Origin of the sequence: Nitratidesulfovibrio vulgaris str. Hildenborough (genome assembly GCF_000195755.1) — a bacterium.
In the GTDB taxonomy this organism is placed as follows: Bacteria; Desulfobacterota; Desulfovibrionia; order Desulfovibrionales; family Desulfovibrionaceae; genus Nitratidesulfovibrio; species Nitratidesulfovibrio vulgaris.
In genome coordinates, this window is record NC_002937.3 from 425,959 (window position 1) to 452,386 (window position 26,428).

Annotated in this window: 27 protein-coding genes; 12 read left to right on the forward strand and 15 right to left on the reverse strand. The window is 63.0% G+C overall.

Translation table 11 applies throughout. The features are described 5' to 3' along the window. Positions 1-27: 27 nt before the first annotated feature. From DVU_RS01835 to nhaC, 7 genes are all read right to left on the reverse strand, one after another. The gene (locus DVU_RS01835) at positions 28-1,257 is read right to left on the reverse strand and encodes a Glu/Leu/Phe/Val dehydrogenase family protein (RefSeq protein WP_010937682.1); all 1,230 of its coding nucleotides are present in this window, start codon (positions 1,255-1,257) and stop codon (positions 28-30) included. A gap of 21 nt (positions 1,258-1,278) precedes the next feature. Beyond that, positions 1,279-1,449, reverse strand: a complete 171-nt coding sequence (locus DVU_RS16750; RefSeq protein WP_223294615.1) for a hypothetical protein — start codon at positions 1,447-1,449, stop codon at positions 1,279-1,281. 99 nt (positions 1,450-1,548) lie between these two features. Then, complete coding sequence (locus DVU_RS01845) at positions 1,549-2,466, reverse strand: NAD(P)/FAD-dependent oxidoreductase (protein ID WP_010937684.1); 918 nt, start codon at positions 2,464-2,466, stop codon at positions 1,549-1,551. A gap of 18 nt (positions 2,467-2,484) precedes the next feature. Next, positions 2,485-2,799 (reverse strand): thioredoxin family protein, encoded by a 315-nt coding sequence (locus tag DVU_RS01850; RefSeq protein ID WP_010937685.1) that lies wholly within the window; start codon positions 2,797-2,799, stop codon positions 2,485-2,487. Positions 2,800-2,821: 22 nt separating this feature from the next. Continuing rightward, positions 2,822-3,499, reverse strand: a complete 678-nt coding sequence (locus DVU_RS01855; RefSeq protein ID WP_010937686.1) for a Crp/Fnr family transcriptional regulator — start codon at positions 3,497-3,499, stop codon at positions 2,822-2,824. A 43-nt stretch (positions 3,500-3,542) separates the two neighbouring features. Beyond that, a complete protein-coding gene (locus DVU_RS01860) occupies positions 3,543-5,105 on the reverse strand; it encodes a sulfatase (protein ID WP_010937687.1) in 1,563 nt (520 codons plus the stop codon). 47 nt (positions 5,106-5,152) lie between these two features. After that, positions 5,153-6,544, reverse strand: coding sequence for a Na+/H+ antiporter NhaC (nhaC, locus tag DVU_RS01865; RefSeq protein WP_010937688.1), 1,392 nt, complete (start codon positions 6,542-6,544; stop codon positions 5,153-5,155). Between the two features lie 561 nt (positions 6,545-7,105). On the opposite strand from nhaC, the gene DVU_RS01870 reads away from it, so the two are divergent. After that, positions 7,106-7,495, forward strand: coding sequence for a hypothetical protein (locus tag DVU_RS01870; RefSeq protein ID WP_010937690.1), 390 nt, complete (start codon positions 7,106-7,108; stop codon positions 7,493-7,495). Positions 7,496-7,853: 358 nt separating this feature from the next. Here DVU_RS01870 and DVU_RS01875 read toward each other — a convergent pair whose 3' ends face one another. After that, on the reverse strand, positions 7,854-8,426 hold the full coding sequence (locus DVU_RS01875) for a flavin reductase family protein (RefSeq protein ID WP_010937691.1): 573 nt from the start codon (positions 8,424-8,426) through the stop codon (positions 7,854-7,856). A gap of 243 nt (positions 8,427-8,669) precedes the next feature. Between DVU_RS01875 and DVU_RS01880 the strand changes: the two genes are divergently transcribed. From DVU_RS01880 to DVU_RS01900, 5 genes are all read left to right on the forward strand, one after another. Further along, positions 8,670-9,419 (forward strand): ABC transporter substrate-binding protein, encoded by a 750-nt coding sequence (locus tag DVU_RS01880; RefSeq protein WP_010937693.1) that lies wholly within the window; start codon positions 8,670-8,672, stop codon positions 9,417-9,419. Between the two features lie 141 nt (positions 9,420-9,560). Next, entirely contained in the window at positions 9,561-10,238 is a 678-nt protein-coding gene (locus tag DVU_RS01885) for an amino acid ABC transporter permease (protein ID WP_010937694.1), read from the forward strand. An 8-nt stretch (positions 10,239-10,246) separates the two neighbouring features. Then, complete coding sequence (locus DVU_RS01890) at positions 10,247-11,014, forward strand: amino acid ABC transporter ATP-binding protein (RefSeq protein ID WP_010937695.1); 768 nt, start codon at positions 10,247-10,249, stop codon at positions 11,012-11,014. Then, positions 11,014-11,688, forward strand: a complete 675-nt coding sequence (locus DVU_RS01895) for an amino acid ABC transporter permease (RefSeq protein ID WP_010937696.1) — start codon at positions 11,014-11,016, stop codon at positions 11,686-11,688. The genes DVU_RS01890 and DVU_RS01895 overlap by 1 nt, the downstream gene beginning before the upstream one ends. Positions 11,689-11,713: 25 nt before the next feature. Beyond that, positions 11,714-13,096, forward strand: coding sequence for an FAD-binding oxidoreductase (locus DVU_RS01900; protein WP_010937697.1), 1,383 nt, complete (start codon positions 11,714-11,716; stop codon positions 13,094-13,096). A gap of 60 nt (positions 13,097-13,156) precedes the next feature. Here DVU_RS01900 and DVU_RS01905 read toward each other — a convergent pair whose 3' ends face one another. Next, positions 13,157-13,798 (reverse strand): YaeQ family protein, encoded by a 642-nt coding sequence (locus DVU_RS01905; protein ID WP_226987319.1) that lies wholly within the window; start codon positions 13,796-13,798, stop codon positions 13,157-13,159. A gap of 554 nt (positions 13,799-14,352) precedes the next feature. On the opposite strand from DVU_RS01905, the gene DVU_RS01910 reads away from it, so the two are divergent. Beyond that, positions 14,353-15,552 (forward strand): pyridoxal phosphate-dependent aminotransferase, encoded by a 1,200-nt coding sequence (locus tag DVU_RS01910; RefSeq protein WP_010937699.1) that lies wholly within the window; start codon positions 14,353-14,355, stop codon positions 15,550-15,552. A 166-nt stretch (positions 15,553-15,718) separates the two neighbouring features. Further along, entirely contained in the window at positions 15,719-16,543 is an 825-nt protein-coding gene (locus DVU_RS01915; protein ID WP_223295128.1) for a uracil-DNA glycosylase, read from the forward strand. Positions 16,544-16,782: 239 nt separating this feature from the next. Here DVU_RS01915 and DVU_RS01920 read toward each other — a convergent pair whose 3' ends face one another. Then, a complete protein-coding gene (locus DVU_RS01920; protein WP_010937701.1) occupies positions 16,783-17,805 on the reverse strand; it encodes a radical SAM protein in 1,023 nt (340 codons plus the stop codon). Between the two features lie 227 nt (positions 17,806-18,032). On the opposite strand from DVU_RS01920, the gene DVU_RS01925 reads away from it, so the two are divergent. Beyond that, entirely contained in the window at positions 18,033-18,452 is a 420-nt protein-coding gene (locus DVU_RS01925; protein WP_010937702.1) for an HIT family protein, read from the forward strand. Between the two features lie 27 nt (positions 18,453-18,479). Next, positions 18,480-18,767 carry an integration host factor subunit alpha gene (locus DVU_RS01930; protein WP_010937703.1) on the forward strand — a complete coding sequence of 96 codons (288 nt, stop codon included), beginning with the start codon at positions 18,480-18,482 and terminating at the stop codon, positions 18,765-18,767. 347 nt (positions 18,768-19,114) lie between these two features. Here the strand turns inward: DVU_RS01930 and DVU_RS01935 are convergent, their stop codons facing one another. The 5 genes from DVU_RS01935 to DVU_RS01955 form a co-directional block, all read right to left on the reverse strand. Continuing rightward, on the reverse strand, positions 19,115-19,846 hold the full coding sequence (locus DVU_RS01935; protein ID WP_010937704.1) for a septal ring lytic transglycosylase RlpA family protein: 732 nt from the start codon (positions 19,844-19,846) through the stop codon (positions 19,115-19,117). A gap of 80 nt (positions 19,847-19,926) precedes the next feature. After that, a complete protein-coding gene (locus tag DVU_RS01940) occupies positions 19,927-21,753 on the reverse strand; it encodes a triose-phosphate isomerase (protein WP_010937705.1) in 1,827 nt (608 codons plus the stop codon). Continuing rightward, entirely contained in the window at positions 21,750-22,538 is a 789-nt protein-coding gene (locus DVU_RS01945) for a tetratricopeptide repeat protein (protein ID WP_010937706.1), read from the reverse strand. The genes DVU_RS01940 and DVU_RS01945 overlap by 4 nt, the downstream gene beginning before the upstream one ends. An 84-nt stretch (positions 22,539-22,622) precedes the next feature. Beyond that, positions 22,623-23,174: a type I restriction enzyme HsdR N-terminal domain-containing protein gene (locus DVU_RS01950; RefSeq protein WP_010937707.1), complete on the reverse strand. Its 552-nt coding sequence runs from the start codon at positions 23,172-23,174 to the stop codon at positions 22,623-22,625. A 17-nt stretch (positions 23,175-23,191) separates the two neighbouring features. Beyond that, positions 23,192-23,458, reverse strand: coding sequence for a hypothetical protein (locus tag DVU_RS01955; RefSeq protein WP_011792913.1), 267 nt, complete (start codon positions 23,456-23,458; stop codon positions 23,192-23,194). A gap of 471 nt (positions 23,459-23,929) precedes the next feature. On the opposite strand from DVU_RS01955, the gene dsrA reads away from it, so the two are divergent. Then, a complete protein-coding gene (gene dsrA / locus DVU_RS01960; protein WP_010937709.1) occupies positions 23,930-25,243 on the forward strand; it encodes a dissimilatory-type sulfite reductase subunit alpha in 1,314 nt (437 codons plus the stop codon). Between the two features lie 18 nt (positions 25,244-25,261). Beyond that, positions 25,262-26,407 carry a dissimilatory-type sulfite reductase subunit beta gene (gene dsrB, locus DVU_RS01965; protein WP_010937710.1) on the forward strand — a complete coding sequence of 382 codons (1,146 nt, stop codon included), beginning with the start codon at positions 25,262-25,264 and terminating at the stop codon, positions 26,405-26,407. The last annotated feature ends 21 nt before the right edge of the window (positions 26,408-26,428 follow it).

Sequence of the window (26,428 nt, forward strand, 5' to 3'; positions counted from 1 at the left end):
CCATGCAGGCGGCCCGCAATGCCTGTACTAGTGCATCAGCTTGTGCAGCACGGTCTTCAGCGAAGCGGCGAGCAAGTGGTTCTTGCCGGTGGCTGCCGCGCAAGACTCGGTGAGGGCGTTGCGGATGACTTCGGAGACATCCTGGAAGATGGCGCTCTCGTCGAGGTCGACCTTGCTGCTCATCAGGTAGTTGAAGGCACGGGCCATGCCGCAGTTGGCGATGAAGTCGGGAATGACGTCCACCACGCCGTCGGCGTATTCGGCCGTGGGGCCGTAGAAGATGTTGTCGTCCCTGAACGGCACGTTGGCACCGCAGGCGATGAGGCCGAGTCCGTTGTCCTTCAGGGTGGCGACCTGTTCGCGGGTCACGAGACGGGATGCGGCGCACGGCAGGAAGACATCTGCCCCGACGCTCCACACCAGCTTCTGGGTGTCTTCGGCGGAAAGCAGGTTGTCACCGGTGAGGGTGTTGCCGACGCGCTTGGCCAGCAGTTCCTTCACCTGTTCGAAGGTGAGGCCCTCGGTGGAGACGAGGCCAGCGGCACGGTCGATGATGCCGACGACCTTCGCGCCATTGGCGGCAAGGTAGTAGGCTGCGGTGCCGCCCACGTTGCCCCATCCCTGCACGATGACGCGCTTTCCGGCGACGCTGTCACCCTTGATCTCGTAGTAGTGTCTGACCGATTCGGAAACGCCGAAGCCGGTGATCAGGTCGGCCACGAGATACTTCTTCGCCGGGTCGGGGGTGTAGGCCGGGTTCACCACGGGCATGGTGACGCCGCCGCGCAGCTGGCAGATCTTCTGGATGCGCAGTTCTTCGGAGGGGTGGAAGTGACCGTTGACGATGCCCTCCTGCGGGTGCCAGAGGCCGTATTCCTCGGTGTTGGGGATGACGTCCTTGATCTCGCAGACGTTCAGGTCGCCACCGGTGCCGTAGTAGCTCTTCAGCAGCGGCATGACAGCCTTGTACCAGCGGTTGAGCACGTCGTTCTTCCGGGGGTCTGCCGGGTCGAAGTTGATGCCCGACTTGGCGCCGCCGATGTGCGGGCCCGATACGGCGAACTTGATTTCCATGGTCTTGGCGAGCGACACGACCTCGTGCTTGTCCAGCCCCTTGCGCATGCGGGTGCCGCCACCGGCGGCGCCACCGCGCAGCGAGTTGATGACGGCCCAGCCGGTGGCGTCGGTTTCCGCATCGTGCCATTCGAACACGATTTCAGGGGCCTTGTTTTCGAATGCGTTCAGAAGGTCTTTCATGACAAACTCCTTGAATAGCTTTTATTTTTCGTTCAGTCCCCGTGCCAGCCAGCTTGCGAACTGCGCCAGGACGGAGTCATCCAGTGAAGCGAACTGATACATGCGGCCTTCGACGGAAATGACGGGGGTCTTCCCTTTCAGGCCCTGCCTCGACAATTCGAGGTAGCAGGTGACCTCCTGGACGTGAGCCAAGACCCCCTCCTGCGCGAGGAGGGTTTTCAGGCGCCTTGAGATGCGCTGGGCTTGGTTCGTGTCCGGGGTCAGTACGGTTATCCGCAACCCCGTCATGTATTAGGCGGGGGCGCTGTGGATGAAGCGCTCTGCTTCGAGGGCTGCCATGGTCCCGTCTGCCATGGCGGTGGTGAGCTGGCGATATTTCTTCTGGCGCACGTCTCCTGCTGCGTACACGCCGGAGAGGCTGGTGGCCATGTTCTCGTCGGTCACGATGTAGCCTTGCGCGTCCATGTCGAACTGGCCCCGGAACACTTCGGTACCGGGCTTCTGGCCCATGAACACGAAGATGCCGTCGAATTCCCGGGTGAACACTTCGCCGGTGGCGACATCGCGCAGCGTGACAGAGCGCAGGGTCTCGTCGTAGTCCACGGAGACCACTTCCGTGGAGCGCATGAGCGTGGCGTTGGGGCGGGCGGCAAGGAGGTCTTGCGCCTTCTGGGCGGCGAAGAAGCGGTCCATCCTCTCGACGAGGGTGAGTTCCGCGATGCCCTGGTCGAGAAGGGCGAGAGATTCGTCGAACCCGCTGTTGCCGCCCCCCACCACGAGCACGCGCTTGCCGATGTAGGGCGCGCCGTCGCAGATGGCGCAGAAATGCACCTGTTCGCATTCCCCGGCGGCTTCGAGGGGCACCGGCTTGCGTCCGGTGGCGACGATGACGGCCTTGGCGGTGTACACTTCGCCATCAGCCTCCACGCGCTTCTCGGGGCCTGTGAGGTCCATGCTGTCGATGCACACGGCCTCTTCGACGGTGACGCCGAGATTGTTCACCTGTTCCTGCATGCGTTGTGCGAGTTCCATGCCCCCGATGGACGTGTACGAAGGCATGTTCTCGACGACCTTGGTCCAGTTGACGAGCCCGCCGCAGGCATTCTCGTCCAGTATGAGGACGCGCAGGTTGGCGCGTGCGGCGTATATCGCCGACGTCATACCGGCGACGCCTCCCCCGAGGATGATGAGATCGAATGCATGACTCATTGCAACAATTCTCCGGAATTAGATGGACGCGTACAGGGCCTGCAATTCACGCGGGTTCATGATGCCGGAAAAGACCTTGGCGACCTTGCCGTCCCGGATGAAGACCAGTGTGGGTACGCGCTCGAATCCAAGTTCCTTCATGAGTTCGGGGCGGGCCTCGCTGTCCACGCTGGAGATGGCGACCTGGGGCGCTCTGGCACCGAACTTGTCCAGCACCTTTTCCATGTTCTTGCAGTGCGGGCACAGGTTCTTGTGGAAGAAGACGATGGCGTCGGAAAGCCCTTCGAAATGGGCCATGCCGGCTTCTGTGGTGATGTCCCTTATTGCACTCATTCCAAAAACTCCTTGAAGCTGATCAATGGTTGGCGAGAGCGGCCAGCGCCTCTATGTTCAGCACCTGCAACCTGTTTTCGTTCAGCAGCTTGATCAGCCGCATCTTCTCCATGGTCTTCAGTGCCCTGTAGAGGGTGGCCCTGTGTACGCCAAGGATGCTCGCCACATCCTTCATGCGCAGTGTCCCGAGTGTCATGAGGTCTGCATCAGCAAGGTTCATCAGGTTGTAGCGGAGCAGTATGAACTTCGCTATGCGCTGTTCGAGTGTGTCGAGACCTAGCGATGCGATCTGGTTGCTCAGTACACTGACCTTCATGGATAGCGTACGGATGATGTCCTTTGCGATGCACGGGTACATCTCGAGTATGTCGTCGACCACCTCTTTCGAAAAACAGTATACGACGGCATCACGATGGCAATTGAAAGAGCTGTGGATCTCGTCACCCGTGAAGAATGGCACCTCGCAGAAGAGTGAACTCCGTTCGATGTGCATGAGGATCTTCTCGTTACCGTCCAGTGTCGTACGTTTCATACATACAGACCCTGATTCAAGGTAACGGAGCTGGGTCACGAGCTCCCCCGCACTGACGATCTGTTCACCTTTCTTGAACTCTCGTCTGGTCCCACGGTGAAGCACCTTGGACCATGCCGTGCTGTCCACGTTGATGCACCAGAATTCATCGACAAGATGTCTCTGCATGGCAGACCTCGTTGATGCGGGGGAGCTATAGTGTTCTTGTCGCCTACGACGTGCGCAGCTCGCCGATGAAGAGCTTGAGCTTCTGCAGAAGCTCCTTGGCCTTTTCCGGCTGCTCACCGATGAGGTTCTTCAGCTGGAACTGGTCGTTCCGCCTGTCGTACAGCTCGTCGGTGTGGGGGACGGATACTTCGGCCCCCGGCACGCAGGTCCACATCTCTTCCTTCATCTCCAGCTTGGCAGACTGGGCACCGGCGTTGCCGCCCTTGCCGGAGCCGTCGTAGAAGACCTTGTTCATGGAATCCGTGTCGATCTCCCTCTGCAGCCAGTGGATGTAGCTGTAGTCGTGATCGATGATGGACCATGACATGCCGTAATAGCCCGCGATGGCGAAATCGCGCACCTTGTCGGTCTCGCCGCGCATGACGGGCAACAGGCTGATACCGTGCATGTCGTCGCCTGCATAGGTGGTGATGCCTTCGTGTCCGGCCTCGGCAAGGGCTTCGAGCCCCATGCCCAGACCATCGACCACCGTGGCGGTGATGTCCACGTTCTGTACGAACGACGATATGCGCTTGCCACCCTCAAGGCCGGGGACCCGGATGAGCAGGGGCACGTGCACCAGTTCTTCGTAGGGCCACGGACGGCATTTGCGCATCAGTCCATGACCGTGTTCGCCGCTGCCCATGGGCTGTCCGTGGTCGGAGGTGATGACGATCATGGTGTCGTCCCACAGCCCCTGCGCCTTGAGCGAGTCGAACAGTTTGCCGAGCCATTTGTCGACGAGGGTCACCTTCTCCGCGTAGAGGGCGCGGATGTGTGCGCATTCCTCTTCGGTCATGACACCGTCGATTTCGGTCCACGGGGCGAGCAGCAGCGGGTTGCCCGTGTAGTCGGGGTCGTAGGGGCAGGGCTTCTTCTCCCACATTGACGGCGGGTCCCAGGGCTCATGCGGGTCGAACGAGTCGAGCCACAGGAAGAAGGGGCGCTGCGGGTTGCGCTTCATCTTCAGCCAGTTGTCGGCCTCGGAGATGACCACGGAGGCGTAGTTGTCCGCATCGGAAGCCCAGAACTGGCGCTGGCGCAGGTAGCATTCCGTCTCGCGGATGAGCGACTTGCTCGACGAATCGTATTCGCCGTTCTCATCCTTCTTCAGCCAGTTGGGCGAAAGGTAGTCCTCGGCCTTGAACTCTTCGTCAAGCGGCACGTTGCAGAAGGTCTCGTGGTCCAGTTCGTGACCGTTGCAGAAACGTACGTAGTCGAACCCGCGAGAGTAGCCGTACTTGGGAAGGCGCATGGGGGGGGTGTCATACACCAGCGCTGTCTGCACCTCACGGCACCAGAGCATGTCCGTGATGGAGGTGTCTTCGGTGGTCAGCGGACGCCAGCCGCTGTAGGGCAGCGTGAAACGGCCGGTCATGATGGCGCGCCGCACGGGGATGGTGGGCAGCCCTTCGCTGTAGGCGTTCTCGAACAGGAAGCCGTTTTGGGCGAACTTGTCGAGGTTCGGCGTCTTCACCACATCGTTGCCGTAGCAGCCAAGATAGTTGAACTGCAACGTGTCGAGCATGATGAAGATGACGTTCTTGATGTTGTCTTTCTTTGACATGGTAGCTCCTTATTGCAAGGCGTGGTCGTCGTACGCCGCAGGATCGCCTAGGCGTTCTTGGGCGTTGTTCTCATGATGCCGATACCTGTGATGGCGCAGGCCATGGAGAAGACCGGAACAAGATAGTTGAGGAAGGCGTAAGGCATGTAGTCGGTTGCACTGACCCCGAGGACACCGAGGATGTAGAAGGCGTGCACGCTCCACGGCACCAGCGGGCAGCCGAGGGTCCCTGCGTCTTCGCACGTCCGCGAGAGCACCACCTGTTCGATGCCCGCTCTTCTGAACGATTCGCCGAAGGCGCGCCCGGGAACGACCACGGCGAGCATCTGGCTGCCTGTGCCGAACAGGATGATGTACGCCGCGGCCACGGTGGCGCCGACGAGCGACACCGCAGAGGTGGCACCGCGCAGGATGGCGTCGAGCAGCACTTCGAGCACACGGGCCTTTTCGAGGATGCCGCCGAAGGCCATGCCGCAGGTGAGCAGCAGGGTGGTGGCCATGATGCTCATGAGGCCGCCGCAGGAGAGGAGCTTGTTCAACTCGGGAGAAGGGGTTGCGGCTTTGTAGCCGGTCGTCAGGAACTTGGCGAGGTTGACCACCGACACGCCTTCGAACAGGGCGATTGCCAGTGCGCTGACCACGCACACGACCATGACGGGCAGCACGGGAAGGCGCTTGTAGGCGAGCACGATCATCAGCACAGGGGGGATGAGGGCCACGGGGGAAAGCGAGAACGAGCCTTCGAGAGTGGTCAGGATGGTGTTGATGTTCCCCACGCTTTCTGCTGTGCCCGTGTGCATGGACCCGAGAATGGCGTACCCGATGATCGAGACGACCAGTGCGGGCAGCGTTGTCCAGAGCATCGAGGCGATGTGCGTGAAGAGCGGCACTTCACAGACGGCGGCGGCGATGTTCGTGGAGTCCGAGACCGGTGACATCTTGTCGCCGAAGTATGCCCCGGAGACGATCGCCCCCACGGTCCATGCAGGGTCATAGCCCATGGCGGTACCCACGCCCAGCAGGGCGACGCCTATGGTGCCCATGGTGCCGAACGAGGTGCCAGTGGCCAGTGATGCCACGGCACAGAGTATGATGGTCGAGACGAGGAAGTGGTTGGGGGCGATGAGTTTGAGCCCCCAGTAGATGATGGTTGGAATGGTGCCCGAGGCCATCCATGCGGCGATGATCATGCCCACGAGCATGAGAATCGCCACGGCTATCTGGATGCGCCCCACGGCGGAGAGCATGCCTTCCTGCAATTCCTCCCAACTGTAGCCTATCCTGAGGCACATCGCCCCGGCAACGACCACAGCCACAAGGAGGGGCAGGACCGGAGGCCTGACCGCGACGACAACCGTTCCGTAAAGAATGATGGCTACGGGAACGATGAAAGTGAATACAGCCCACAAAAGTGATGGTTTTCTTGTGTCGGAACTCATAGAGGCCCCATTATCGATGAGTTGCAGTGACCATTTGTTGCAGCGCCTTCCGCCAGTGATGTTCCTTGTGCGGGCTTCGTCTTGTGTGGGCGACTCCGCCAGCAGCTAATCCATGTGTTCACAATACGGAAAGCGGAAATGAGTGTCGGTTGCACCCGCAACAGTCCTCATCCGCCAGCGGATTATCATGCGGCATCCAGAAGATGCATGCAGCATAACTGCCCGTCGGCATGGCTGTTTTTTTCACAAATGGCGGGTTGGGACGTTGTGAAAAAAAAACATGAAGAACGCCTCGTGCACATATGTCCCGCGCACGTCGGAAGTCGCAGGGAGTGGGCTTCACCGATCCCCATGGGCTGGTTGTCGCGCCCATATGTCTGAATTCATGGGGGTTGATGGAGAGGCGTCGGGGGTGGACGCCTTGTGCGTCTTTTCTCATGCGCTGCGGAGGGGCATGCGGGAAGACCGCGTGGATTCCTGAAACCCTGATGGTGCGATTCATCTGTTGCAGCCCCGCCTGACGTGTCATGATGGACGCATATCTGCATCAGGAGGTTCATCATGTCGCGTCACGCAGTTGTGTCCGCCGTCCCCGGGCGACGTCATCCGTCCCGGTGCCCCGCCATGTGCGTGGGGCGTCTCCTCTCAGGCGTTGTGCGGGAGGAGGCCTGCCATCCATTCCGGGCTGTCGTGGTGGTGCTGGGGCTTGTCCTCTTCGGGTGTGCGGGAGGGGGGCAGGACAGGGGTGAGGAAGTCACCATGCGTGCCTGCCGTGTCTGTCACGGTGCCGACCGTCTGTGCGCGGGGCTGGGCAGGCTGGACGAGAAGGGGTGGGACGAGGTCGTCGGGCGTATGGTGACCCATGGTGCCAGCCTGACCGCAGAGGAACGTAACCTTGCCGTCGGCTGGCTGGTGTCACGTAAGCCCGGCGACAAGCCGCCCTGTCCATAGTCGGGGCAAGGATTCCCCGAGTCGGGACGCTGCGCCTTCTGGCCCTGCACGATGCAGGCTTCCGGGCATGCCGCTTTGGTCTGCATTCGGTGTGCGTCGGGGAGGCTTCCCTTGCCGCGTGCGTCGCCCCCTCTCTCCTCCGCTTCTTTTGGGGGCCGGTTCCCTCCGCCAACCGGAGAGGCCTGACGGAGATATGCCCAGACAGCGTAAGCGAGGGATTCCCGCGTTGACGGTGTCTACGGAAAACCGGCGTTGCGGCGCTTCGCATCACGCAGGAAGCCCGCACCATGTAGCATGGTGCGGGCTTCTCTTCCGGTCGCATCGTGGCGGTGGCGCACCGCCGTGGTCGGGCCTGTCGCTAGCGTCGCAGCGACTTGCCTGCGGAGAACGCCTTGGCGATGAAGCCGCCCACGGCGTGATAGGCGCGGGCACCGGGCGCGAAGATGACGGGGTCGACCTTGTTGATGTCGGGCAGCCCATCGGCGTCGAGGCAACTGCTGTCGATCTTCACGTCCATGATTTCACCGATGAACTGGGTATGCAGTCCGATATCCAGCGTATGCGTGAGGCGCAGTTCGACAGCCATGGGAAATTCGGCGACGTAGGGAGCGTCCACATGTTCGCCCGCCACGGGCGTCAGCCCCAGTGCCTCGAACTTGTTCTCCTCTTCGCCGGAGAAGATGCCCGCATAGTCGGCATGGCTGGCGAAGCGGGTGGACGGCACGCATACGGTGAAGGCGCGGCGTTCCATGATGGCGTTGTATGTCCAGCGGTTCTTGCGGATGGAGACCGCGATGCTGGGGGGCTGCGAAGAGCAGATGCCGCCCCATGCCACGGTCATGATGTTGGGCTTGCCTTCGCGGTCGTAGCTGCCCACGAGGAAGATGGGGGTGGGAAAGACGAGGGGGCGCGCCCCCAGTGACTGGAACATCGTAGACTCTCCTGAATGATGTCATGCCCGAGTGGTGCGGGCCTTTCAAGTTTGGCAAACTTCGACTGCACAAACAAGAGGCTTATGGCGATAAATTGCCAAAATTGATATATAGCAACCTTGCGCGGTGGGGCGCTTTCTGGTAGCGCAACAAAGAGTGTGCATTTCCGGTGCGTTCGGCACGGCAGCGGGTCGTGGTGCGGCCGGTGGACTCCAACATCGAAGCCAGGAAGGAAGAGTCGCATGAAGAGATCTTTCGTCTATACCGTCGTCATGGCTCTGGTGCTCGCCTTCGCCAGCGTGGCCGCAGCCGAAGAGAAGACCTACATCAACGGCATCGACGCCAACTATCCGCCCTTCGCCTACGTCGACAAGGACGGCAAGCCCGCCGGTTTCGACGTGGACTCCATGAACTGGATAGCCGCCAAGATGGGGTTCAAGGTCGTGCACAAGCCCATGGACTGGGACGGCATCGTGCCCAGCCTGCTGGCGAAGAAGATCGACATGGTGTGCTCCGGCATGTCCATCACCGACGCGCGCAAGAAGCAGATCACCTTTTCCGAGCCCTACTGGACGGTCTCGCAGGTGTTCGTGGCCAAGAAGGACAGCAAGCTCTCCGTGGATGACGTCTACAAGGGCAAGAAGAAGCTGGGCGTGCAGCGCGGCACCTCTGAAGCCGACGCCCTCCAGAAGCAGGCCCCCGAAAAGGGCTGGAACTTCGAACTGCGCTTCTACGATTCGGCCCCGCTCGCCATCGAGGACGTGCTGAACGGACGCATCGACGCCGCAGGCATGGACATCCTGCCCGCCGAAGACGCCGCCGCCAAGAAGCCCGTCAAGATCCTCGGCACCTTCGGTGAGCCCGAAGACTTCGGCGTGGCCACCCGCAACGAAGACACCGAACTTCGCGGCAAGATCAACGAAGGCTACAAGCTGCTCATGGCCGACCCCTACTGGCAGCAGCTGAAGGACAAGTACCTCCAGAAGAAGTAGCCACAGCCCGCAGGGGCAAGGCTTTGCCGTCCGGAAGGCGGGGAATTCTCCTGTCGCCTTCCGGACCTTTTTTCGGTATGACTTCCGCTCGCGCCGTGACGCGACAGAAACAGAGGAGGGCGGGAACCACCCCGCGGGCGTATGCTGGACAAACTCTTGGTCATATGGGACGCGCTTCCCTATATTCTCGAAGGCTCGGCCGTCACCATCGCCACGGTGCTGGGGTCGCTGGCCCTCGGGTTCTGTATGGGCGTACCCATGGCCGTGGCGCAGGTCTACGGCGGTCGCCCTGTGCGGTATCTCGTGGGGCTGTATGTCTGGTTCTTCCGGGGTATGCCCATTCTCGTGCTGCTCTTTCTCTTCTATTTCGGTCTGTTTCAGGCTCTCGACCTCAATCTGAGCGCGTTCACGGCCTCGTGTCTCGTGCTTGGCATGGCGAGTGCCGCCTACCAGTCGCAGATATTCCGCGGTTCGATACTCGCCTTGCCGCAAGGGCAGCTGAAGGCGGCCCGCGCACTGGGCATGAGCGACGGTGCGGCCATCCGCAGCATCGTCCTGCCGCAGGCGTTGCGTCTTTCCATTCCGGCGTGGTCCAACGAATACTCCATCCTGCTCAAGGACTCGGCACTTGCCTTCGTGCTTGGCACCCCGGAAATCATGGCCCGCACCCACTTCGTGGCATCGCGGACGTATGAGCACCTGCCATTGTACATGACGGCGGGGGCCCTCTACTTCATCATCACGCTGGCGGGGCTGAAGGTGCTGCGCCACCTCGAACGCAAGACCCGTATCCCCGGTTACGCCGGGTACGGCATCTGAGGACGAGCATGACCGACAACGCAACACCCATCCTGCGGGTTGAACATCTTTCCGTGGCCCTTGGCGGTCGTCCCATCCTCCGTGACGTGTCCCTCGATGTGGACAGGGGACAACTCAAGGTGCTCATCGGGCCTTCGGGGGCGGGCAAGAGCACTCTCCTGCAGTGCATCAACCATCTCATCCTGCCCGATGCCGGTACGGTGTCGCTGGAAGGGCGCGCCGTCGACGCACACCGCAAGGCCGACCTCTATGCCTTCAGGCAACAGGTTGGCATGATCTTTCAGGAATTCAACCTGTTCGACCACCTCGACGCGCTTTCCAACGTGAGCATCGCGTTGCGCAAGGTGCGCGGCATGAGTCGCGCTGCCGCCCGTGAACGGGCCATGGCCGAACTCGAGCGTGTGGGGCTTTCTTCGCGTCATGCCCTTTACCCCGCACAGCTTTCGGGTGGGCAGAAGCAGCGTGTGGCCATCGCGCGCGCCCTAGCCATGGACCCCAAGGTGATGCTGCTCGACGAACCCACCTCCGCCCTCGACCCTGAACTGGTGGGCGAAGTGCTGGCGGTCATCCGCGACCTCGCCAAGGGGGGCATGACCATGGTCATGGCCACACACCAGATGGATTTCGCGCGTGCCCTCGCCAACGAGATCGTGTTCATGGAGCGTGGCGCCATCATCGAACGGGGGTCGCCCGCCGAATTGCTGGCGCCCGGCGCCGGAACCCGTACGCAGGACTTCTGTAGTCGCCTCACCGACCTGTGCGAGGAGAGCTGCTAGTGTTCGATCCGGATTTCGTCTTCGGGGAGATGCTCCCCGCGCTGAACCGGGGGCTCATCACAAGCATGATGCTCATCGTGCCGTCGGCCACGCTTGGGCTTCTCTTCGGCATCATCGTGGGTACGGGCCGCGTGTTCGGCCCGGCATGGGTCCGCAAGGCGGGCGACATCTACACGGCAACCTTCCGGGGCGTGCCGCTGGTCGTGCAGCTCATGATCATCTATTTCGGGCTGCCCAACATCGGCATCTACCTCGAACCCTTCCCCGCCGCCGTGCTGGGCTTCGTGCTGTGCAGCGCGGCCTACAACTCCGAATATGTGCGCGGTGCCCTGCTCTCCATCAGGCAGGGCCAGCTCAAGGCGGCGCAGGCCCTTGGCTTCAGCAAGCTGAAGACCGTGCTCTTCATCGTCGTGCCGCAGGCCGTGCGTCGTGCCCTGCCCGGTTGCGGGAACGAGATCATCTATCTCATCAAGTACTCATCGCTGGCGTATGTCATCACCTGTATCGAGCTCACGGGAGAGGGCAAGGTGGTGGCGGCGCGCAGTTTCCGGTTCACCGAAGTGTTCCTGTTCGTCGGCGCCTACTACCTGTTTCTGGTGACGCTGGCGTCGTGGATTCTGCACCGGGTGGAACAGCACTTCAGCATCCCCGGTTTCGGTCGCGCCAAGCAGTAGCCCTCCGCAACCGGGCGGAGGGTTCATGACCGTATCGACGACGAGACTCACCCCCGCACTCCGTACCGCCATCATCGACGCCGTGGGACGCGATGCCGTCCTCGACACTGCGGGTGCCCCCTACGACCGCGACGCCTCTGAATTGCGCGCGACGCCGGACATGGTCGTGCTTCCCGAAAGCGTCGGGCAGATACAGGCGCTCATGCGGCTTGCCACCGAACATCGCTTCCCCGTCATTCCGCGCGGTGGTGGCACCGGACTCGCCGGAGGATGCCTTGCCCTCATGGGCGGGGTGGTGCTGTCGGTGGAACGCATGAACCGTGTACGTGCCATCGACACCCGTAACCTCGTGGCCGAGGTCGACGCGGGTTGCATCACGCAGACCTTGCGCGACGCTGCGGCTGCCGCGAATCTCTTCTACCCGCCCGACCCTGCGGGCATGGACCGTTCGACCGTGGGCGGCAACGTGGCCACCAACGCGGGCGGCCCTGCCTGCGTCAAGTACGGCGTCACCCGCGACTATGTGCTGGGTGTCGAGGCGGTGCTGCCCGACGGTGAACTCCTCCGTGCCGGGGTACGCACCCGCAAGGGCGTTGTGGGGTACGACATGGCGCACCTCCTGTGCGGGTCCGAGGGTACACTCGGCGTCATCACGGGGCTGACCATGAAGCTCATCCCCCTGCCTGCCGCCACCGTGGGCATGGCTGTGGCCTTTGCCGACATGCCCTCCGCCATGCGCGCCGTCGCTGCCGTACTCGGGGCCGGACATCTTCCCTCGGCCATTGAATTCATGGACCACCGCTGTCTTGCGCTGGTGGGCGAGATGCTGCCGTTTCCCGTGCCGGGAGCGCGTCCTTCATTGCTCATCATCGAACTGGACGGACAGCGGGCCACCATCGAACCGCAGCTTGACGCCGTGGCCGCCATCTGCCGGGAACAGGGGGCCACGCAGGTTCTGCCCGCCCCGACCGACGCGGAACGCGCCACCATCTGGGGCGTGCGACGGCAGGTCTCGCTTCGCATCCACGACTATGCGGGGCTGTACCTCTCCGAGGACGTGGCGGTGCCGCTTGTGGCCATCGCCGACCTCGTGGCGGAATTGCCCGCCTTCGAAGAACGCTACGGTCTTGAGATTTTCGCCTTCGGGCATGCCGGGGACGGCAACATCCATCTCAATGTCACCTCCTCCAGCACTGACAACCGTGAACGTGCGGAAGAAGGCGTTGTCGCCCTTGCCCGACGTGTGGTTGAACTGGGCGGGACCATCTCCGGTGAGCACGGTATCGGAGAGGCCAAGAAGCACCTCGTACCGCTTGAACTCTCGGCGCGGTCCATTGCGTTGCAGAAGGGCATCCGCGGCGTGTTCGACCCCCTCGGCATCATGAACCCCGGCAAGGTCTTCCCCTAGCCGCATCGCTGACAGCCATGCGTTGAACGCCCCGGTATCTGTACGGATGCCGGGGCTTTTTCAGGCCGGGAAGACGGCGTGAAGATGCGACGCGAGTGTGGTGACGCCCTTGCGGTTGCTGACCGAGAGTGTCAGGTCTGCGTCTCGGCACACGGCTTCGATACGGTTGGTGGTGTCGAGGCTGGCGGCGAGTCCATCCACGAAGCCGTCGTCGAAGGCGGTGATGCGTACCTTGGAGGGGTCGCGCCCCTTGCCGCGCAGCGAGTCCGCCAGTTGTCCGGCGTCACGCCTGCCCCGGCGCAGGATGTGTAACACGCCGTCCTGCGGCAGCCAGCCTGCCACCCGTTCTATCTTGCGGACAGCGATGTTGCCGCAGTCGCCCCACAGGCGCACCTTGCCATCCGCATCCCGGATGACCACATCGGGTTTATAGTGCCAGCCGACCCCCATCTCCACCTGCGGCTCATGTTCCATCCACAGGATGAAGGCGATGAGCTTGAGCGCGATGTGCCATGCCAATTCACCCTCGGCGGCCTGCAGCAGAAACCGGCGTTGCAGGTCGGGTACGGTGGCCTGCCGCGGCGATGGCGCGAGGGTGCCGGGGGCAAGGGTGGCTGTGCCGAAGGGTGATTGGGGTGTGGCGTTGGCGCTGCGACCGTGACGGAACGGGTCGTTCTTGGGCGGCCCCGTGCGGCGGGACACACCGGACTCGCCGTGCGTGATGCTCCCGGCTGCCCGCACGCCGGCGAGAGGCGCTGGTAGCAGCGAGAATGGCGGCCCGGGAATCCCTTGGCGTGTGACCGTGCAGGTGTACTTCATCGGCATACCCCATCGAAGGGAGAGGAACGTTCGCGGCGGGTCTCGACGTCGCGCGGGAATGGGATGCCACCCGGGGCGGTGCGGATGCCCGGATGTACAAGCCTCGAAGGCGATGGTCCATGCCGATTGCCGCACTCCAGCAGTGTTGGCCTCCTCCCGTGCCGAACATAACTGTGACGGCATCCGCTGTCAGCCCGTGACCATCGGGCGCGGGCAGGTCACCGCGGCACGCCATGCGTCCGTTGCGGCTTGCGCCGAGGGGGGCTATAGCCAAGGGCGGCACAGGCGACAGGGGCCTGCCGCAGCGAGTGTACCGCAGGGAGAGGGCCAGCGGCCATTGACGCTGCCTGCGTCGTCGGTCGGCCCGCAGCATGCGCCCCTCCGCGTTCGTCCGTGTCCACAATCCGCGCCATTCGCGCAGTCAGCAAGGAGCCAACATGTCCGACGTCTTTCGCGTGTCACGCCGAGTGCAGCAGATACGCATCTCCGCCACCAAGCTCATGCCCATGCTCGCCGCCCGCGTGGGCGGTTGCGTTTCACTCGGTCAGGGCGTGCCTTCGTTCCGCACACCCGAACACATCGTCGAGGCCGTATGCCGTGCCCTGCGGGACAAGGCCGATGCGGGGCGCTACACCCTGCAACCGGGTATGCCTGCTCTCCGCGAGGCCATCGCCGCCGACCTTGCCGCCCGCAAGGGCTACATGGTGAACCCCGACTCTGAGGTCGGCGTCACCGTGGGAGCCATGGAAGCCCTGCTCATGGCCCTGCTCACGGTGGTGGACAGGGGCGACGAGGTGATCATTCCCTCTCCGGGGTATGCCTCGCATGCCGAACAGGTGCTCATGGCTGAAGGGGTCCCGGTGCACGTTCCGCTGCGTGCCGACGACTGGGGGCTGGATGTGGACGCCATCCGCGCTGCGGTGACGCCGAGGACGCGCGCCGTCATCGTCTGCAATCCCGGGAATCCCACCGGAACGGTCTATGACGATGCCGACGTGCGCGCCCTGTGCGAACTCGCACTGGAGCGCAACATCATGCTCATCTCCGACGAGACCTACGACTACATGGTCTATGGCGGGGGTGAACCCCTGAGCCCCGCCAGTCTGCCGGAGATGCGCCGCCATGTCATCGTGGTCAACTCGTTCTCCAAGAAGTACGCCCTCACGGGCTGGCGTGTCGGCTACTGCGCCGCAGACGCCGCATGGATGGGTGAACTGCTGAAGGTGCACGACGCGGCAGCCATCTGCGCCCCCGCCGTCTCGCAGTATGCCGCCCTTGCCGCCCTCACCGGGCCGCAGGATTGTGTGGATGACATGCGTGCGGCCCTTTCCGCGCGGCGCAACCTCGCCTGTGCGCGACTCGACGCCATGGCCCCCCACTTCGACTATGTGCAGCCACGCGGTGCGTTCTACATCATGGCGCGGTACACGTTCACCGATGCCCCGTCGGACATGGTCGCCCGTAGGCTGCTGGAAGAGGGGCGTGTCATCACCGTGCCGGGCGCGTCGTTCGGCCCCACGGGCGAGCGGCATCTTCGCCTCTCGTTCGGCATGGAAGAGGCGGAATTGGACGAAGCCTTCGACCGTATGGCGGCGTGGACACAGCGCGTCGTGGCGTCGGGCGGGCTTGGAGGCTAGGGTGCCACGGCGCAGGTTCCGTGTCGGAGATACGCACGAGGGGTGTGCGCGTACGCCTGAAGGCCCGTTGCCGCAGCCGGAAGCACGATGCGGCAGTATGCAGGCCCCTGCACATGGCGCGACGCATCGTCCCCCGAAGGGAGGGGGCGATGCCGGGCCGAGTGTCGTGGCAACTGTCGAAGCCTCCGTCGGGGCTGCTAAAGGGCCTGAAACTCTGGCAACAGCCGGGGCCGCAGCCGGGAATCGTGAACATATGCGCGACCCGCTTGCCGGGACGGGCTGGCTTGAGGCCGTCCCGTTGCTGGGTGACGGCGCGCATCTGGAGGTTTTCTCCCGTGTGGAGGCGTTGCGGCGGAAAGGACGTGTGGTCTATCCCCCGTCCGGTCAGGTCTTCGCCGCATTGCGCGCCACCCCGTGGGACAGGGTGCGTGTGGTGGTGCTGGGGCAAGACCCCTACCACGGCGAAGGGCAGGCCCACGGGCTTGCCTTCTCGGTGCCGGAGGGGGTGCCAGCCCCGCGTTCACTGCGGAATGTCTTCCGTGAGATAGAGACCGACCTTGGTCATGCCTCGGATGAAGGCAAGAAGCGTCATGCTGATGCGCTACCTGAAAAGACTGCTGCCGGACATGATGGTGGCGGTCTTCGTCCGCCCTCCACGGACCTGACCCGGTGGGCCCGCCAAGGGGTGTTACTGCTCAATACGGTGCTCACTGTGGAGGCGGGACAGGCACACAGCCATGCCCGACTCGGCTGGCAGGAGGTGACGGCTGCGGTGGTGGAGGCGCTGGGGCGGTGTCCACGTCCGATGGCCTTTCTGCTGTGGGGGCGTCATGCCGCTGCATACGGCGAAGGGCTGGCGGCCCATCACCTCGTGCTTCATGCGGCGCACCCCTCCCCGCTGTCGGCCTTTCGAGGCTTCTTCGGCTGCCGTCATTTCTCGCAGGTCAATACATGGCTTCGAGCAAGAGGCCTCGACCCCATCGAGTGGTGAGCCCGACGCGTACCGGGGGCAGGGGCGGTGTCGCTAGCAAATACGGTGTCGTACCGTGCGGTCTGGGGGGGCGGTGTCGTCCCTCTGCCACGGCCCCTGTCATCCCTTGTAAGGCTGGAGACGGGAACAGATGTACCGTGTCCGGGCTTGTCATGGCGGGTTTGCCCAGTGGGGTTTGCCAAGTCTGGCCAGACATGACAGGCGGCCCACACATTTTCAGGCAGTATGGCCCATCTGTGTCAGGTGAGGGTGTAGTCTTCGGTGTCGTCCCATACGACTTCGGTCAGCCCCAGTGCCGCGTAGCGTGAGGCAAGGCGGTTGTGCTGTCCGTACAGGAGACCGCGCCATCGTGCCGGTGCATGCAGCCTGTGCGGCGTATGCCCGTGGCGGGCCGTGAAATAGGCCACTTGCGAGGCGATGTGGCGAAGAAGGGCTTCGGCCTTCGCCATCTGCCCCAAGGCGGGGTGCCACGGCCCTGCCAGCAGGGCGGCGCGCAACCCCTCATCCTGCGCCAGCCCGAGGCGGATGACCCGGATGCCTTGCCCCCATGCCAGCAACAGGGCGTCGGCAAGCACATCCAGCGTCGTGTCCACATCCCATGGTCCATAGCGACCTTCGCGCCACAGGCGGGCAAGCCCCGTACCTTCAAGGACGAGGCATGGATACAGCCGCAGGCAGTCGGGGCGCAACGAGGCGACCACCTTCATGTCGGCACGGAAGATGTCCGGGGTGACACCGGGCATTCCGGGCAGCAGTTGCAGCCCTAACCCCAATCCGGCGTCGCGCACCCGTCGGGCGGCTGTCAGTGCATCATCGCCATGGCAGCCCCGCCCCGCATGGGCGAGGGCCGTGTCGTCGAATGTCTGCACCCCGAGTTCGATGAGATTCATCCCAAGTCCGGCGAGGGCTTCGGCCTTGCCGGGGGGCAGTGCGTCGGGTCGGGTGGAACAGCGTACGGCGACCACCATACCGCGTTCGCGCCAGCGGGCGGCAAGGGCGAGGCAGGCGTGCTGGTCGTCCTCCGGCAGGGCCGAGAACGTTCCGCCATAGAAGGCTATCTCCACGGCGGGGCGATTGTGTCGGGCCCTTTCTTCAAGGATGGCATCAACCCGGCGCAGGACGTCCGCCACAGGTTCGACGGATTGCCCGGTCTGGGCGTCCTGTGCGCAGAAGACGCAACGTTGCGGGCATCCGGCGAAGGGCAGGAAGACAGGAAGGATGCGGTGGCGCGGTGTTTGTGGTTCCGGATGGGGAAAAATCATGGTTGGGGGATTGCCTTGTATTGCCAGCTTGTTACTATAAGGCTGGCGTAGATGTGCCGCCTTTGAGGATGTCACGTCGGAGGCTCATGTGGCAAGCCCTGCAATATATGGTAATTGTAGAAAAAAAGCCTTGCGGTTGTGACTTTGACTGATTATATAACTAGTTGCATGTCTTCAGTTCCGGGCCTTGTGGAAGGCCGGGATGTCCAACGTTGAAGGAGAACCCCATGTCCCAGAGCGATTGCATCTTCTGCAAGATCATACGTGGCGAGATTCCCTGTGCGCAGCTCTATGCCGACGACCACGTCATCTCCTTCATGGATATCGGCCCTGTCAAGCGCGGGCACGCGCTCGTGGTTCCTCGTGAACACCACGCCACCGTCTTCGACATGCCCGCCGAACTCGGCGCGCATGTCATGGGGGCGGCGCAGCGGGTAGGCAGGGCCATCATGGCTGCTACCGGTGCTGAAGGTTTGAACATATTCCAGAACAACTTCGCGGCGGCGGGCCAGGTGGTCTTCCATGTCCACTGGCACCTCATCCCCCGTTTCTCCGACGACGGCCTCGAACTGTGGTCGCAGGGGCAATACGGGAGCATGGACGAGATGCTGGCGCTCGCGGAGGCCATCAGGGAACGCATGGACTAGCCGGCAACGGGCCGGCCCGGAGGACGTATGAGCAAGACCCTGACCAAAGCGGAAATAGTCGATGCCATCTACGAGAAGACCGACCGCAATCGCGCCGAAGTGAAAGGCGTGGTCGAATCGCTGCTTGGCATCATGAAGCAGGCCATCAAGAAGGACCATGCGCTGCTTATCAGCGGCTTCGGCAAGTTCGAGGCCTATGACAAGAAGGCGCGCAAGGGCCGCAACCCCCAGACGGACGAGACCATTACCCTGCCTCCGCGCAAGGTGGTGGTGTTCCGTCTCTCCCGCAAGTTCAGGGCCGAACTCAACGAGTAACGCACTGTGCGGGCATAGCCCTATTTCAGGACGCCGTTCTCCGTGAGGAGGGCGGCGTCCTGTGATTGTTGGCCTGCGGTTGCCGCCCCGTGGCGGCGACCCGGATAAGCGGGTCGGCTGGGGGGCTTGGGCCGACAGCGAGCACCTGCCGTACCTCCCGCTTCGCGAGGTTGCACACTGGTGGCACCAACGCACGGAAAGGGCGTCGGCGTTCGCATGTCGTCGCCGTTCACCGCAAGGAGGGCGGCGTTGTTCCATGTCCTGAGACCGTGGCATCCCATGCAACGCGGCGTCACCTCTCCCCATACAGGGATGGAAGTGACGCCGCGGCAGTGCGAGGGAGCGTACTATTCTGCGACGACGAAATCGCCGGGGAACTCGGAGCGCAGTTGCTGGCGCATCCGCTCGGCTTCACTCAGCGTCGACCACGGGCCCACCTGTACACGCCAGAAGCTGACAAGCTCGGCATAGTAGAAGCGTGCCTTGAAGCCGCGCTGTTGCATCCGTGCAGAAAGGCGGCGGGCGTTCTCCTGACTGGAGAAGGCTCCTATCTGGACATAGAAGCTGCCGGACAGGTCGCCATCCTGCATGAGTCCGGGAACGTCACCGACGGTCTCGAGCCTTACGCGTGCCGTGCCGGGGCCTATCATGCCGATGCGGCTTGCCCCGGTGTGCGTGAGGTCGATGATGCGGTCGCCGACGAAGGGCCCGCGGTCATTGACGCGGACGATGATCTGCTTGCCGTTGGCGAGGTTGGTGACGCGCAGGTTGGTGTTGAACGGCAGCAGCTTGTGCGCCGCCGTCATGGCGTACATGTCGTAGCGCTCACCGTTGGCGGTCTTCTTGCCGTGGAAGTCGCTCCCGTACCACGAGGCGACCCCTTCTTCGACGAAGCCATGGGCGGACTTGAGGGGATAGTAGGTCTTGCCGCGTACGGTGTAGGGCTTGGCGCGCGGCCCTGAAGGCTGGCCCTTGGGATAGGATACACCGGAGCGTGATGAGCCGCACCCCGAGACGAGGCTGGCGGTGCAGAACAGGAGAAGTGAAACGAGAAGAAGGCGCAGGATGGTGTTTGGCATCGTTCCTTGAAGGGGAGGCCGCCCGTGGCGGCCTCCCCCGGGGTTGAGGTTGACGGGGCGTGGCCCCGCGCAGTGCGGGGCTATTCGTCCTCGTCCTGTGCCACGTCATCCTCGATGGCGTCGGCACGGCGCAGCAGTTGCTCTATCTGGATGTCGGCACCGATGATGCCGGTGATGTTGTCGTGCTCGTCCGTGACCGCCGTGGAGACGGTGAGGATGAGCTGCCCTGTGAACTGCGACTGGTACACGTCGGTGATGTGCAGTTCACCGGTCTGCATGGGCCTGATGAACCACTGGCGGTTGGAGAAGTCGTAGCCGATGGGCAGCTGGTCGTACTTCGCCTGATAGGCCGGGTCGGTGATGGCTGCCGAGAGCAGCTTGCCGCGGTTGTCGGTGAGGTACAGGTACTGGATGAAGGGGTATTCCTGCACGAACTCGCGCATGCAGGGGTACTTGTCGTCGCCCACGCCCATGATCTGGCATTCCTTGGCCAGCTTGATGATGAGGCCCGCCGAGAGCTCGCCCGCCATCTTCTTGATCTGGTCGAACTCGGAGCCGAACAGCTCGGGCATGAAGCGGCGCACCAGCGTCTGCATCTCCTTGTTGGAGAACGAGGTGTTGCGGCCGTCTTCGTAGGCCTTCATGATCTTGTTGTAGATGTGTCCCACGGCGGGGTGCTTCTTCGACACCTGATTCTCGACGGGCAGGCCGAGGTACTGGTTGATCCAGTAGGCGACCCCGGCGCGGCCCGACTTGTCGGTGATGATGATGGGCACCGGGCGGTTGAGAATCTTGCGCGTGTCGAAGATGTTGTAGATTTCCTCGTTCTTGGCGAGGCCGTCCACATGGATGCCGGCGCTGGTGGCGTTGAAGTCCTTGCCGACGAACGGGTAGTTGTCGGGGATGCGGTAGTCGAGTTCGGTCTCGAAGTAGTGGGCGATTTCCGAGATGACCTGCGTCTCGGCCGCGTCGTCGTCGCCGGTGAGCGAGATGTATTCGATGACGAGGGCTTCGAGGGGCGTGTTGCCGGTGCGTTCGCCGAAGCCGAGAAGGGTGCAGTTGACCCCGGCGCATCCGTACATCCACGCCGTGACGCCGTTGATGAGCACCTTGTGGAAGTCGTTGTGCCCATGCCATTCGAGCCATTCGCCTGGGACGCCGGCCTCGTCTGTGAAGGCGCGCACGATGCGCTGCACGGAACGTGGCAGGGTGGCACCCGGATAGGGCACCCCGTAGCCCATGGTGTCGCACAGCCGTATCTTGACCGGCAGGCCGCTGTCCTTGGACATCTCCATGAGTTTCTGCGCAAAGGGCAGGCAGAAGCCGGGGATGTCGGCGCGGGTGATGTCCTCGAAGTGGCAGCGCGGGATGATGCCCCATTCAAGGGCCTGTCCCACCACCTTGAGGTAGTTCTGAAGAGCCTTCTCGCGGTCGAGACCCAGCTTGAGGTAGAGATGGTAGTCCGACACGCTGGTCAGCATCCCCACTTCATCGAACTCCATGTCCCGCGCGATCTTGAGGTCGTCGACGTTGGCCCGTATCCAGCCCGTGATGCGCGGGAACTTGTAGCCCTTGGCCCTGCATGCCTCGATGGCCCGGCGGTCCTTCTGCGAGTACATGAAGAACTCGGAGGCGCGGATGAGCCCGCTACGCCCGCCCAGCTTGTGGAGCAGGTCGTACATATGGGCCATCTGCTTCACGGTGTACGGCGGGCGGGCCTGTTGGCCGTCGCGGAACGTCGTGTCGGTGATGAACATGGGCTCGGCGGGGCGCGGCATCAGAAAGATGTCGTCGAACTCCACGCGGCTTATCTTCGAATAGGGGAAGATGTCGCGATACAGTTCGGGATTGTCTCTGTTCTCAAGCCTTACCCTTGTGGAGGCTCTGTTCAGATGGAGCAGGGTCATGGCGTGGTCGCCCTCCTTGAGGATGTGGGGTGGGACATCTGTGCGACGGCGTTGCGGAGTGCGAGGGCCTCGGGGCAGTCCGGGCGCAGCGTCTCGGCTTCGTCGATGGCACGCAGGGCCTCGTCGGGGCGGCCTCCTTCAAGCAGCGCCTCGGCTGCCTGAACGTACAGAAGTTCGGGCCTGTCGCCGTACAGCGCGGCTACGAGGCGGGGGTGGTCGTCGCCGAACACGTCGCGCACAAGACCTGCGCGGTCATGCAGAAGACGGGCCAGAAGCCTGTTGTCGCCGTGTGTGGCGAAATACAGGCACAGCAGCCTGCGGCTGCTGGCGAGAATATAGCGTATACGGCGAATCTCGCGGTCCATGCTCTCGCGGGTCTGCGCCAGCATGGAGGCGAGGGGTTCGACGATGGCGAGCAACTCCTCGTCCATGAGCCTGCCCTGAAGGGCACGGTACTGCGGGGCGTAGTGCTGGTGCTGGTAGGCGTCTTCCTTGAGCTTGATGCACTCGTGGAAGACATAGCCGATGGCCCAGTCCAGCATGAGCGCCACGGGGCTGGCATGCGGGTCGCTGCGGAACAGGTGATGTGCCGTGTCCTTGAGGCGCCAGAGAAGCCCCTTGTTGACGGCTTCGCCAAGCAGGTCGCGCATGACGGGAAACGACACCGCGCCGGAGGCTTCGAAACGCTCGAACTGTGCTTCGAGGACGGCGCACGCCATGCAGTAGTCGCGCATGACGTCACGCGCGAATTCGGAAAGGTTGGCCTGTACCCAGCGTCTCGACATGGTGCGTCACTCCCGGAAGATGCGCTTATAGCCGTTTTTTGCGTAGACCGGAAGCGGGCGGGCGAATGTGCGGGGCGGGGCCGTCTACAGCAGGCAGACCGACTCGTCGCAGCATCGCTTGAGAAATTCGCTGTAGGCGTAAAGAATCCGCTGCTCTGCGGCGCGTCGCGTATCGTCCATGGGAGGGACGGGATGCGCTGCGGCAAGGTGGTCGATGTCGGCGTGCCGTGGCAGCGCACGCATGCCCGAGGCCAGTTGCGTGCCATCGGCCACGGCATAGAGGGCAGCGTCGCGCAGGTCGGACACCGCCACCAGCGGTGCGGGCCCTCCGGTCATGAGGCGTGCTGCGGCCAGGCTTTCGCGGGCGAAGGTGTTGACCTGACCGGGGCAGAAGAAGACCAGCATGAGAGGGCTGCCGTCAGGGGCTGTCACGGTCAGGTCGACCGTACGGCAGTATTCCCCGTCGTCGACGGGAAACCGCACGGCAAGGCGCGGCACGACCCTCTCGGCGGGATACCCGAGTCCTTCGACCAGCAGCCGCGCAAGGGCCTGCCGCAGGTCCTCGTAGGTCGTGGCCTCGATGGATTCTCCGGTGAGGTAGTCGCGAAGCGTCTCGCCAAGGCTCGTCTCGTGCATGGGGTCTCCTTCGCGTGCTAGAGGCTGCCGGCCTCCTTGAGCAGGGCGCGTGCCACGGCCTCGTCGTACAGGAGCATGGGGTCTGTCTCGCGGCCCATGTCGCGGTACATGGCGGCGGCGTTGCGGATGACTTCGAGCGGAATCCAGCCGTGCTTGTCCCATACCTCGGCATGGTCGGCCTGCCAGAGTCTGAATTCGATGGCGCCGTCTGTCACGCGCACGTAGACACGGGCGCGGCGGTTGGTGGGGTCGGGGTAGTAGTAGAGGCCTCGTTCGTCCTGCATGGTCGCTCCATCTGGGAAATTACCGGAAGAACCGGTGACAGGTGGGAATCTGCCCGCTTCGCGGTGTATCGTCAACAGGGGGAGGGCGTTCGGGGTGCACAGGGCCGTGAAGCGTTTTAAGGATACATGGGTTGATCGGGCGGGGTGTTGTCTAATCCGTCTGCTTGGGATAGGGTGCCAGAAGTTGCATCGTCCATGCTTCCCTCTTGTCCGGAGGGGAACATGCGCCATGATGCACTGATGACAGGGGTTGCAGCCGTGCCGGAAGGCCGCCGCACTTGACAAGGTGGCGGAATCATTCTAGCAATGGCCCTACTTTGTCCAAAAAATCACGAGTTTTTCGCGCGCCAGGGCCGCACCGACCGAAGTCCGGGCCGCGAGAAAGCAGAAAGCCCCGTGCTGCCATTCGGCAGGACGGGCGCGCCAACGTCGGTAGTGAGACTACAACCAAACCAATGTGGAGGTAAGGCAATGGCGAAACATGCAACTCCCAAGTTGGACCAGCTCGAGTCCGGGCCCTGGCCCAGCTTCGTGTCCGACATCAAGCAGGAGGCTGCGTACCGGGCGGCCAACCCGAAGGGGCTGGACTACCAGGTACCCGTCGACTGTCCGGAAGACCTGCTCGGCGTTCTCGAGCTGTCCTACGATGAGGGTGAAACCCACTGGAAGCACGGCGGCATCGTCGGCGTGTTCGGTTACGGCGGCGGCGTCATCGGCCGTTACTGTGACCAGCCCGAAAAGTTCCCCGGCGTGGCGCACTTCCATACCGTGCGCGTGGCCCAGCCTTCCGGCAAGTACTACTCTGCCGACTACCTGCGCCAGCTGTGCGACATCTGGGACCTGCGCGGTTCCGGTCTGACCAACATGCACGGCTCCACGGGTGACATCGTTCTCCTCGGCACGCAGACCCCCCAGCTCGAAGAAATCTTCTTCGAACTGACCCACAACCTGAACACCGACCTTGGTGGTTCCGGTTCGAACCTGCGTACCCCTGAATCGTGCCTCGGCAAGTCGCGTTGCGAATTCGCCTGCTACGACTCTCAGGCCGCCTGCTACGAACTGACCATGGAATACCAGGACGAACTGCACCGTCCGGCGTTCCCCTACAAGTTCAAGTTCAAGTTCGACGCCTGCCCCAACGGCTGCGTGGCCTCCATCGCCCGTTCCGACTTCTCGGTCATCGGTACCTGGAAGGACGACATCAAGATCGACGCCGAAGCCGTCAAGGCCTACGTGGCCGGTGAGTTCAAGCCCAACGCCGGTGCCCACTCCGGTCGTGACTGGGGCAAGTTCGACATCGAAGCCGAAGTCGTCAATCGCTGCCCCTCCAAGTGCATGAAGTGGGACGGTTCCAAGCTGTCGATCGACAACAAGGAATGCGTCCGTTGCATGCACTGCATCAACACCATGCCCCGCGCCCTGCACATCGGCGACGAGCGTGGCGCCTCCATCCTCTGCGGTGCGAAGGCTCCCATCCTCGACGGTGCCCAGATGGGCTCTCTGCTGGTTCCCTTCGTCGCCGCCGAAGAGCCCTTCGACGAGATCAAGGAAGTCGTCGAGAAGATCTGGGACTGGTGGATGGAAGAAGGCAAGAACCGCGAGCGCCTCGGCGAGACCATGAAGCGCCTCAGCTTCCAGAAGCTGCTCGAAGTGACCGAAATCGCTCCGGTGCCCCAGCATGTCAAGGAACCCCGCACCAACCCGTACATCTTCTTCAAGGAAGAAGAAGTACCTGGTGGCTGGGATCGCGACATCACGGAATACCGCAAGAGACACCTGAGATAAGAAGAGGGGTGCAGAAAGATGGCATTCATATCTTCCGGGTACAATCCCGAAAAGCCGATGGCAAACCGTATCACGGACATCGGCCCCCGCAAGTTCGACGAGTTCTTCCCGCCGGTCATTGCCAAGAACTTCGGTTCGTGGCTGTACCATGAGATCCTCGAGCCCGGCGTGCTCATGCACGTGGCCGAGTCCGGCGACAAGGTGTACACCGTACGCGTTGGTGCTGCTCGCCTGATGTCGATCACCCACATCCGCGAGATGTGCGACATCGCCGACAAGTACTGCGGCGGTCACCTGCGCTTCACCACGCGTAACAACGTGGAATTCATGGTCGCCGACGAGGCTAGCCTCAAGGCCCTGAAGGAAGACCTCGCCAGCCGCAAGTTCGACGGCGGCTCGCTCAAGTTCCCCATCGGCGGCACCGGCGCTGGCGTGAGCAACATCGTTCACACCCAGGGCTGGGTACACTGCCACACCCCTGCGACCGACGCCTCCGGCCCGGTCAAGGCGATCATGGACGAAGTCTTCGAAGACTTCCAGAGCATGCGCCTTCCCGCTCCGGTTCGCATCTCGCTGGCTTGCTGCATCAACATGTGCGGCGCCGTTCACTGCTCCGACATCGGCGTTGTGGGTATCCACCGCAAGCCCCCGATGATCGACCACGAGTGGACCGACCAGCTGTGCGAAATCCCGCTGGCCGTTGCCTCCTGTCCCACCGCTGCGGTGCGTCCCACCAAGCTGGAAATCGGCGACAAGAAGGTCAACACCATCGCCATCAAGAACGAACGCTGCATGTACTGCGGTAACTGCTACACCATGTGCCCCGCGCTGCCCATCTCCGACGGCGAAGGCGACGGCGTGGTCATCATGGTCGGCGGCAAGGTTTCCAACCGCATCTCCATGCCCAAGTTCTCGAAGGTCGTTGTGGCGTACATCCCCAACGAGCCGCCCCGCTGGCCTTCGCTGACCAAGACCATCAAGCACATCATCGAGGTGTACTCGGCCAACGCTTACAAGTACGAGCGTCTGGGCGAGTGGGCTGAGCGCATCGGTTGGGAACGCTTCTTCTCCCTGACCGGCCTCGAGTTCTCGCACCACCTCATCGACGACTTCCGCGACCCGGCCTACTACACCTGGCGTCAGAGCACCCAGTTCAAGTTCTAGCCGGCATCGTAACCATACCGG

Excerpts from the sequence above, each read along its gene's own strand:
- DVU_RS01930 (WP_010937703.1), top strand. The coding sequence starts at position 18,480 with ATGAGCAAGACCCTGACCAAAGCGGAAATAGTCGATGCCATCTACGAG.
- DVU_RS01870 (WP_010937690.1), top strand. The coding sequence starts at position 7,106 with ATGTCGCGTCACGCAGTTGTGTCCGCCGTCCCCGGGCGACGTCATCCG.
- DVU_RS01885 (WP_010937694.1), top strand. The coding sequence starts at position 9,561 with ATGCTGGACAAACTCTTGGTCATATGGGACGCGCTTCCCTATATTCTC.
- DVU_RS01910 (WP_010937699.1), top strand. The coding sequence starts at position 14,353 with ATGTCCGACGTCTTTCGCGTGTCACGCCGAGTGCAGCAGATACGCATC.
- DVU_RS01935 (WP_010937704.1), bottom strand. The coding sequence starts at position 19,846 with ATGCCAAACACCATCCTGCGCCTTCTTCTCGTTTCACTTCTCCTGTTC.
- nhaC (WP_010937688.1), bottom strand. The coding sequence starts at position 6,544 with ATGAGTTCCGACACAAGAAAACCATCACTTTTGTGGGCTGTATTCACT.
- DVU_RS01945 (WP_010937706.1), bottom strand. The coding sequence starts at position 22,538 with ATGTCGAGACGCTGGGTACAGGCCAACCTTTCCGAATTCGCGCGTGAC.
- DVU_RS01900 (WP_010937697.1), top strand. The coding sequence starts at position 11,714 with ATGACCGTATCGACGACGAGACTCACCCCCGCACTCCGTACCGCCATC.
- DVU_RS01950 (WP_010937707.1), bottom strand. The coding sequence starts at position 23,174 with ATGCACGAGACGAGCCTTGGCGAGACGCTTCGCGACTACCTCACCGGA.
- DVU_RS01860 (WP_010937687.1), bottom strand. The coding sequence starts at position 5,105 with ATGTCAAAGAAAGACAACATCAAGAACGTCATCTTCATCATGCTCGAC.
- dsrA (WP_010937709.1), top strand. The coding sequence starts at position 23,930 with ATGGCGAAACATGCAACTCCCAAGTTGGACCAGCTCGAGTCCGGGCCC.
- DVU_RS01920 (WP_010937701.1), bottom strand. The coding sequence starts at position 17,805 with ATGATTTTTCCCCATCCGGAACCACAAACACCGCGCCACCGCATCCTT.
- DVU_RS01880 (WP_010937693.1), top strand. The coding sequence starts at position 8,670 with ATGAAGAGATCTTTCGTCTATACCGTCGTCATGGCTCTGGTGCTCGCC.
- DVU_RS01855 (WP_010937686.1), bottom strand. The coding sequence starts at position 3,499 with ATGCAGAGACATCTTGTCGATGAATTCTGGTGCATCAACGTGGACAGC.
- DVU_RS01845 (WP_010937684.1), bottom strand. The coding sequence starts at position 2,466 with ATGAGTCATGCATTCGATCTCATCATCCTCGGGGGAGGCGTCGCCGGT.
- DVU_RS01890 (WP_010937695.1), top strand. The coding sequence starts at position 10,247 with ATGACCGACAACGCAACACCCATCCTGCGGGTTGAACATCTTTCCGTG.
- DVU_RS01850 (WP_010937685.1), bottom strand. The coding sequence starts at position 2,799 with ATGAGTGCAATAAGGGACATCACCACAGAAGCCGGCATGGCCCATTTC.
- DVU_RS01955 (WP_011792913.1), bottom strand. The coding sequence starts at position 23,458 with ATGCAGGACGAACGAGGCCTCTACTACTACCCCGACCCCACCAACCGC.
- DVU_RS01875 (WP_010937691.1), bottom strand. The coding sequence starts at position 8,426 with ATGTTCCAGTCACTGGGGGCGCGCCCCCTCGTCTTTCCCACCCCCATC.
- dsrB (WP_010937710.1), top strand. The coding sequence starts at position 25,262 with ATGGCATTCATATCTTCCGGGTACAATCCCGAAAAGCCGATGGCAAAC.
- DVU_RS01940 (WP_010937705.1), bottom strand. The coding sequence starts at position 21,753 with ATGACCCTGCTCCATCTGAACAGAGCCTCCACAAGGGTAAGGCTTGAG.
- DVU_RS01835 (WP_010937682.1), bottom strand. The coding sequence starts at position 1,257 with ATGAAAGACCTTCTGAACGCATTCGAAAACAAGGCCCCTGAAATCGTG.
- DVU_RS01925 (WP_010937702.1), top strand. The coding sequence starts at position 18,033 with ATGTCCCAGAGCGATTGCATCTTCTGCAAGATCATACGTGGCGAGATT.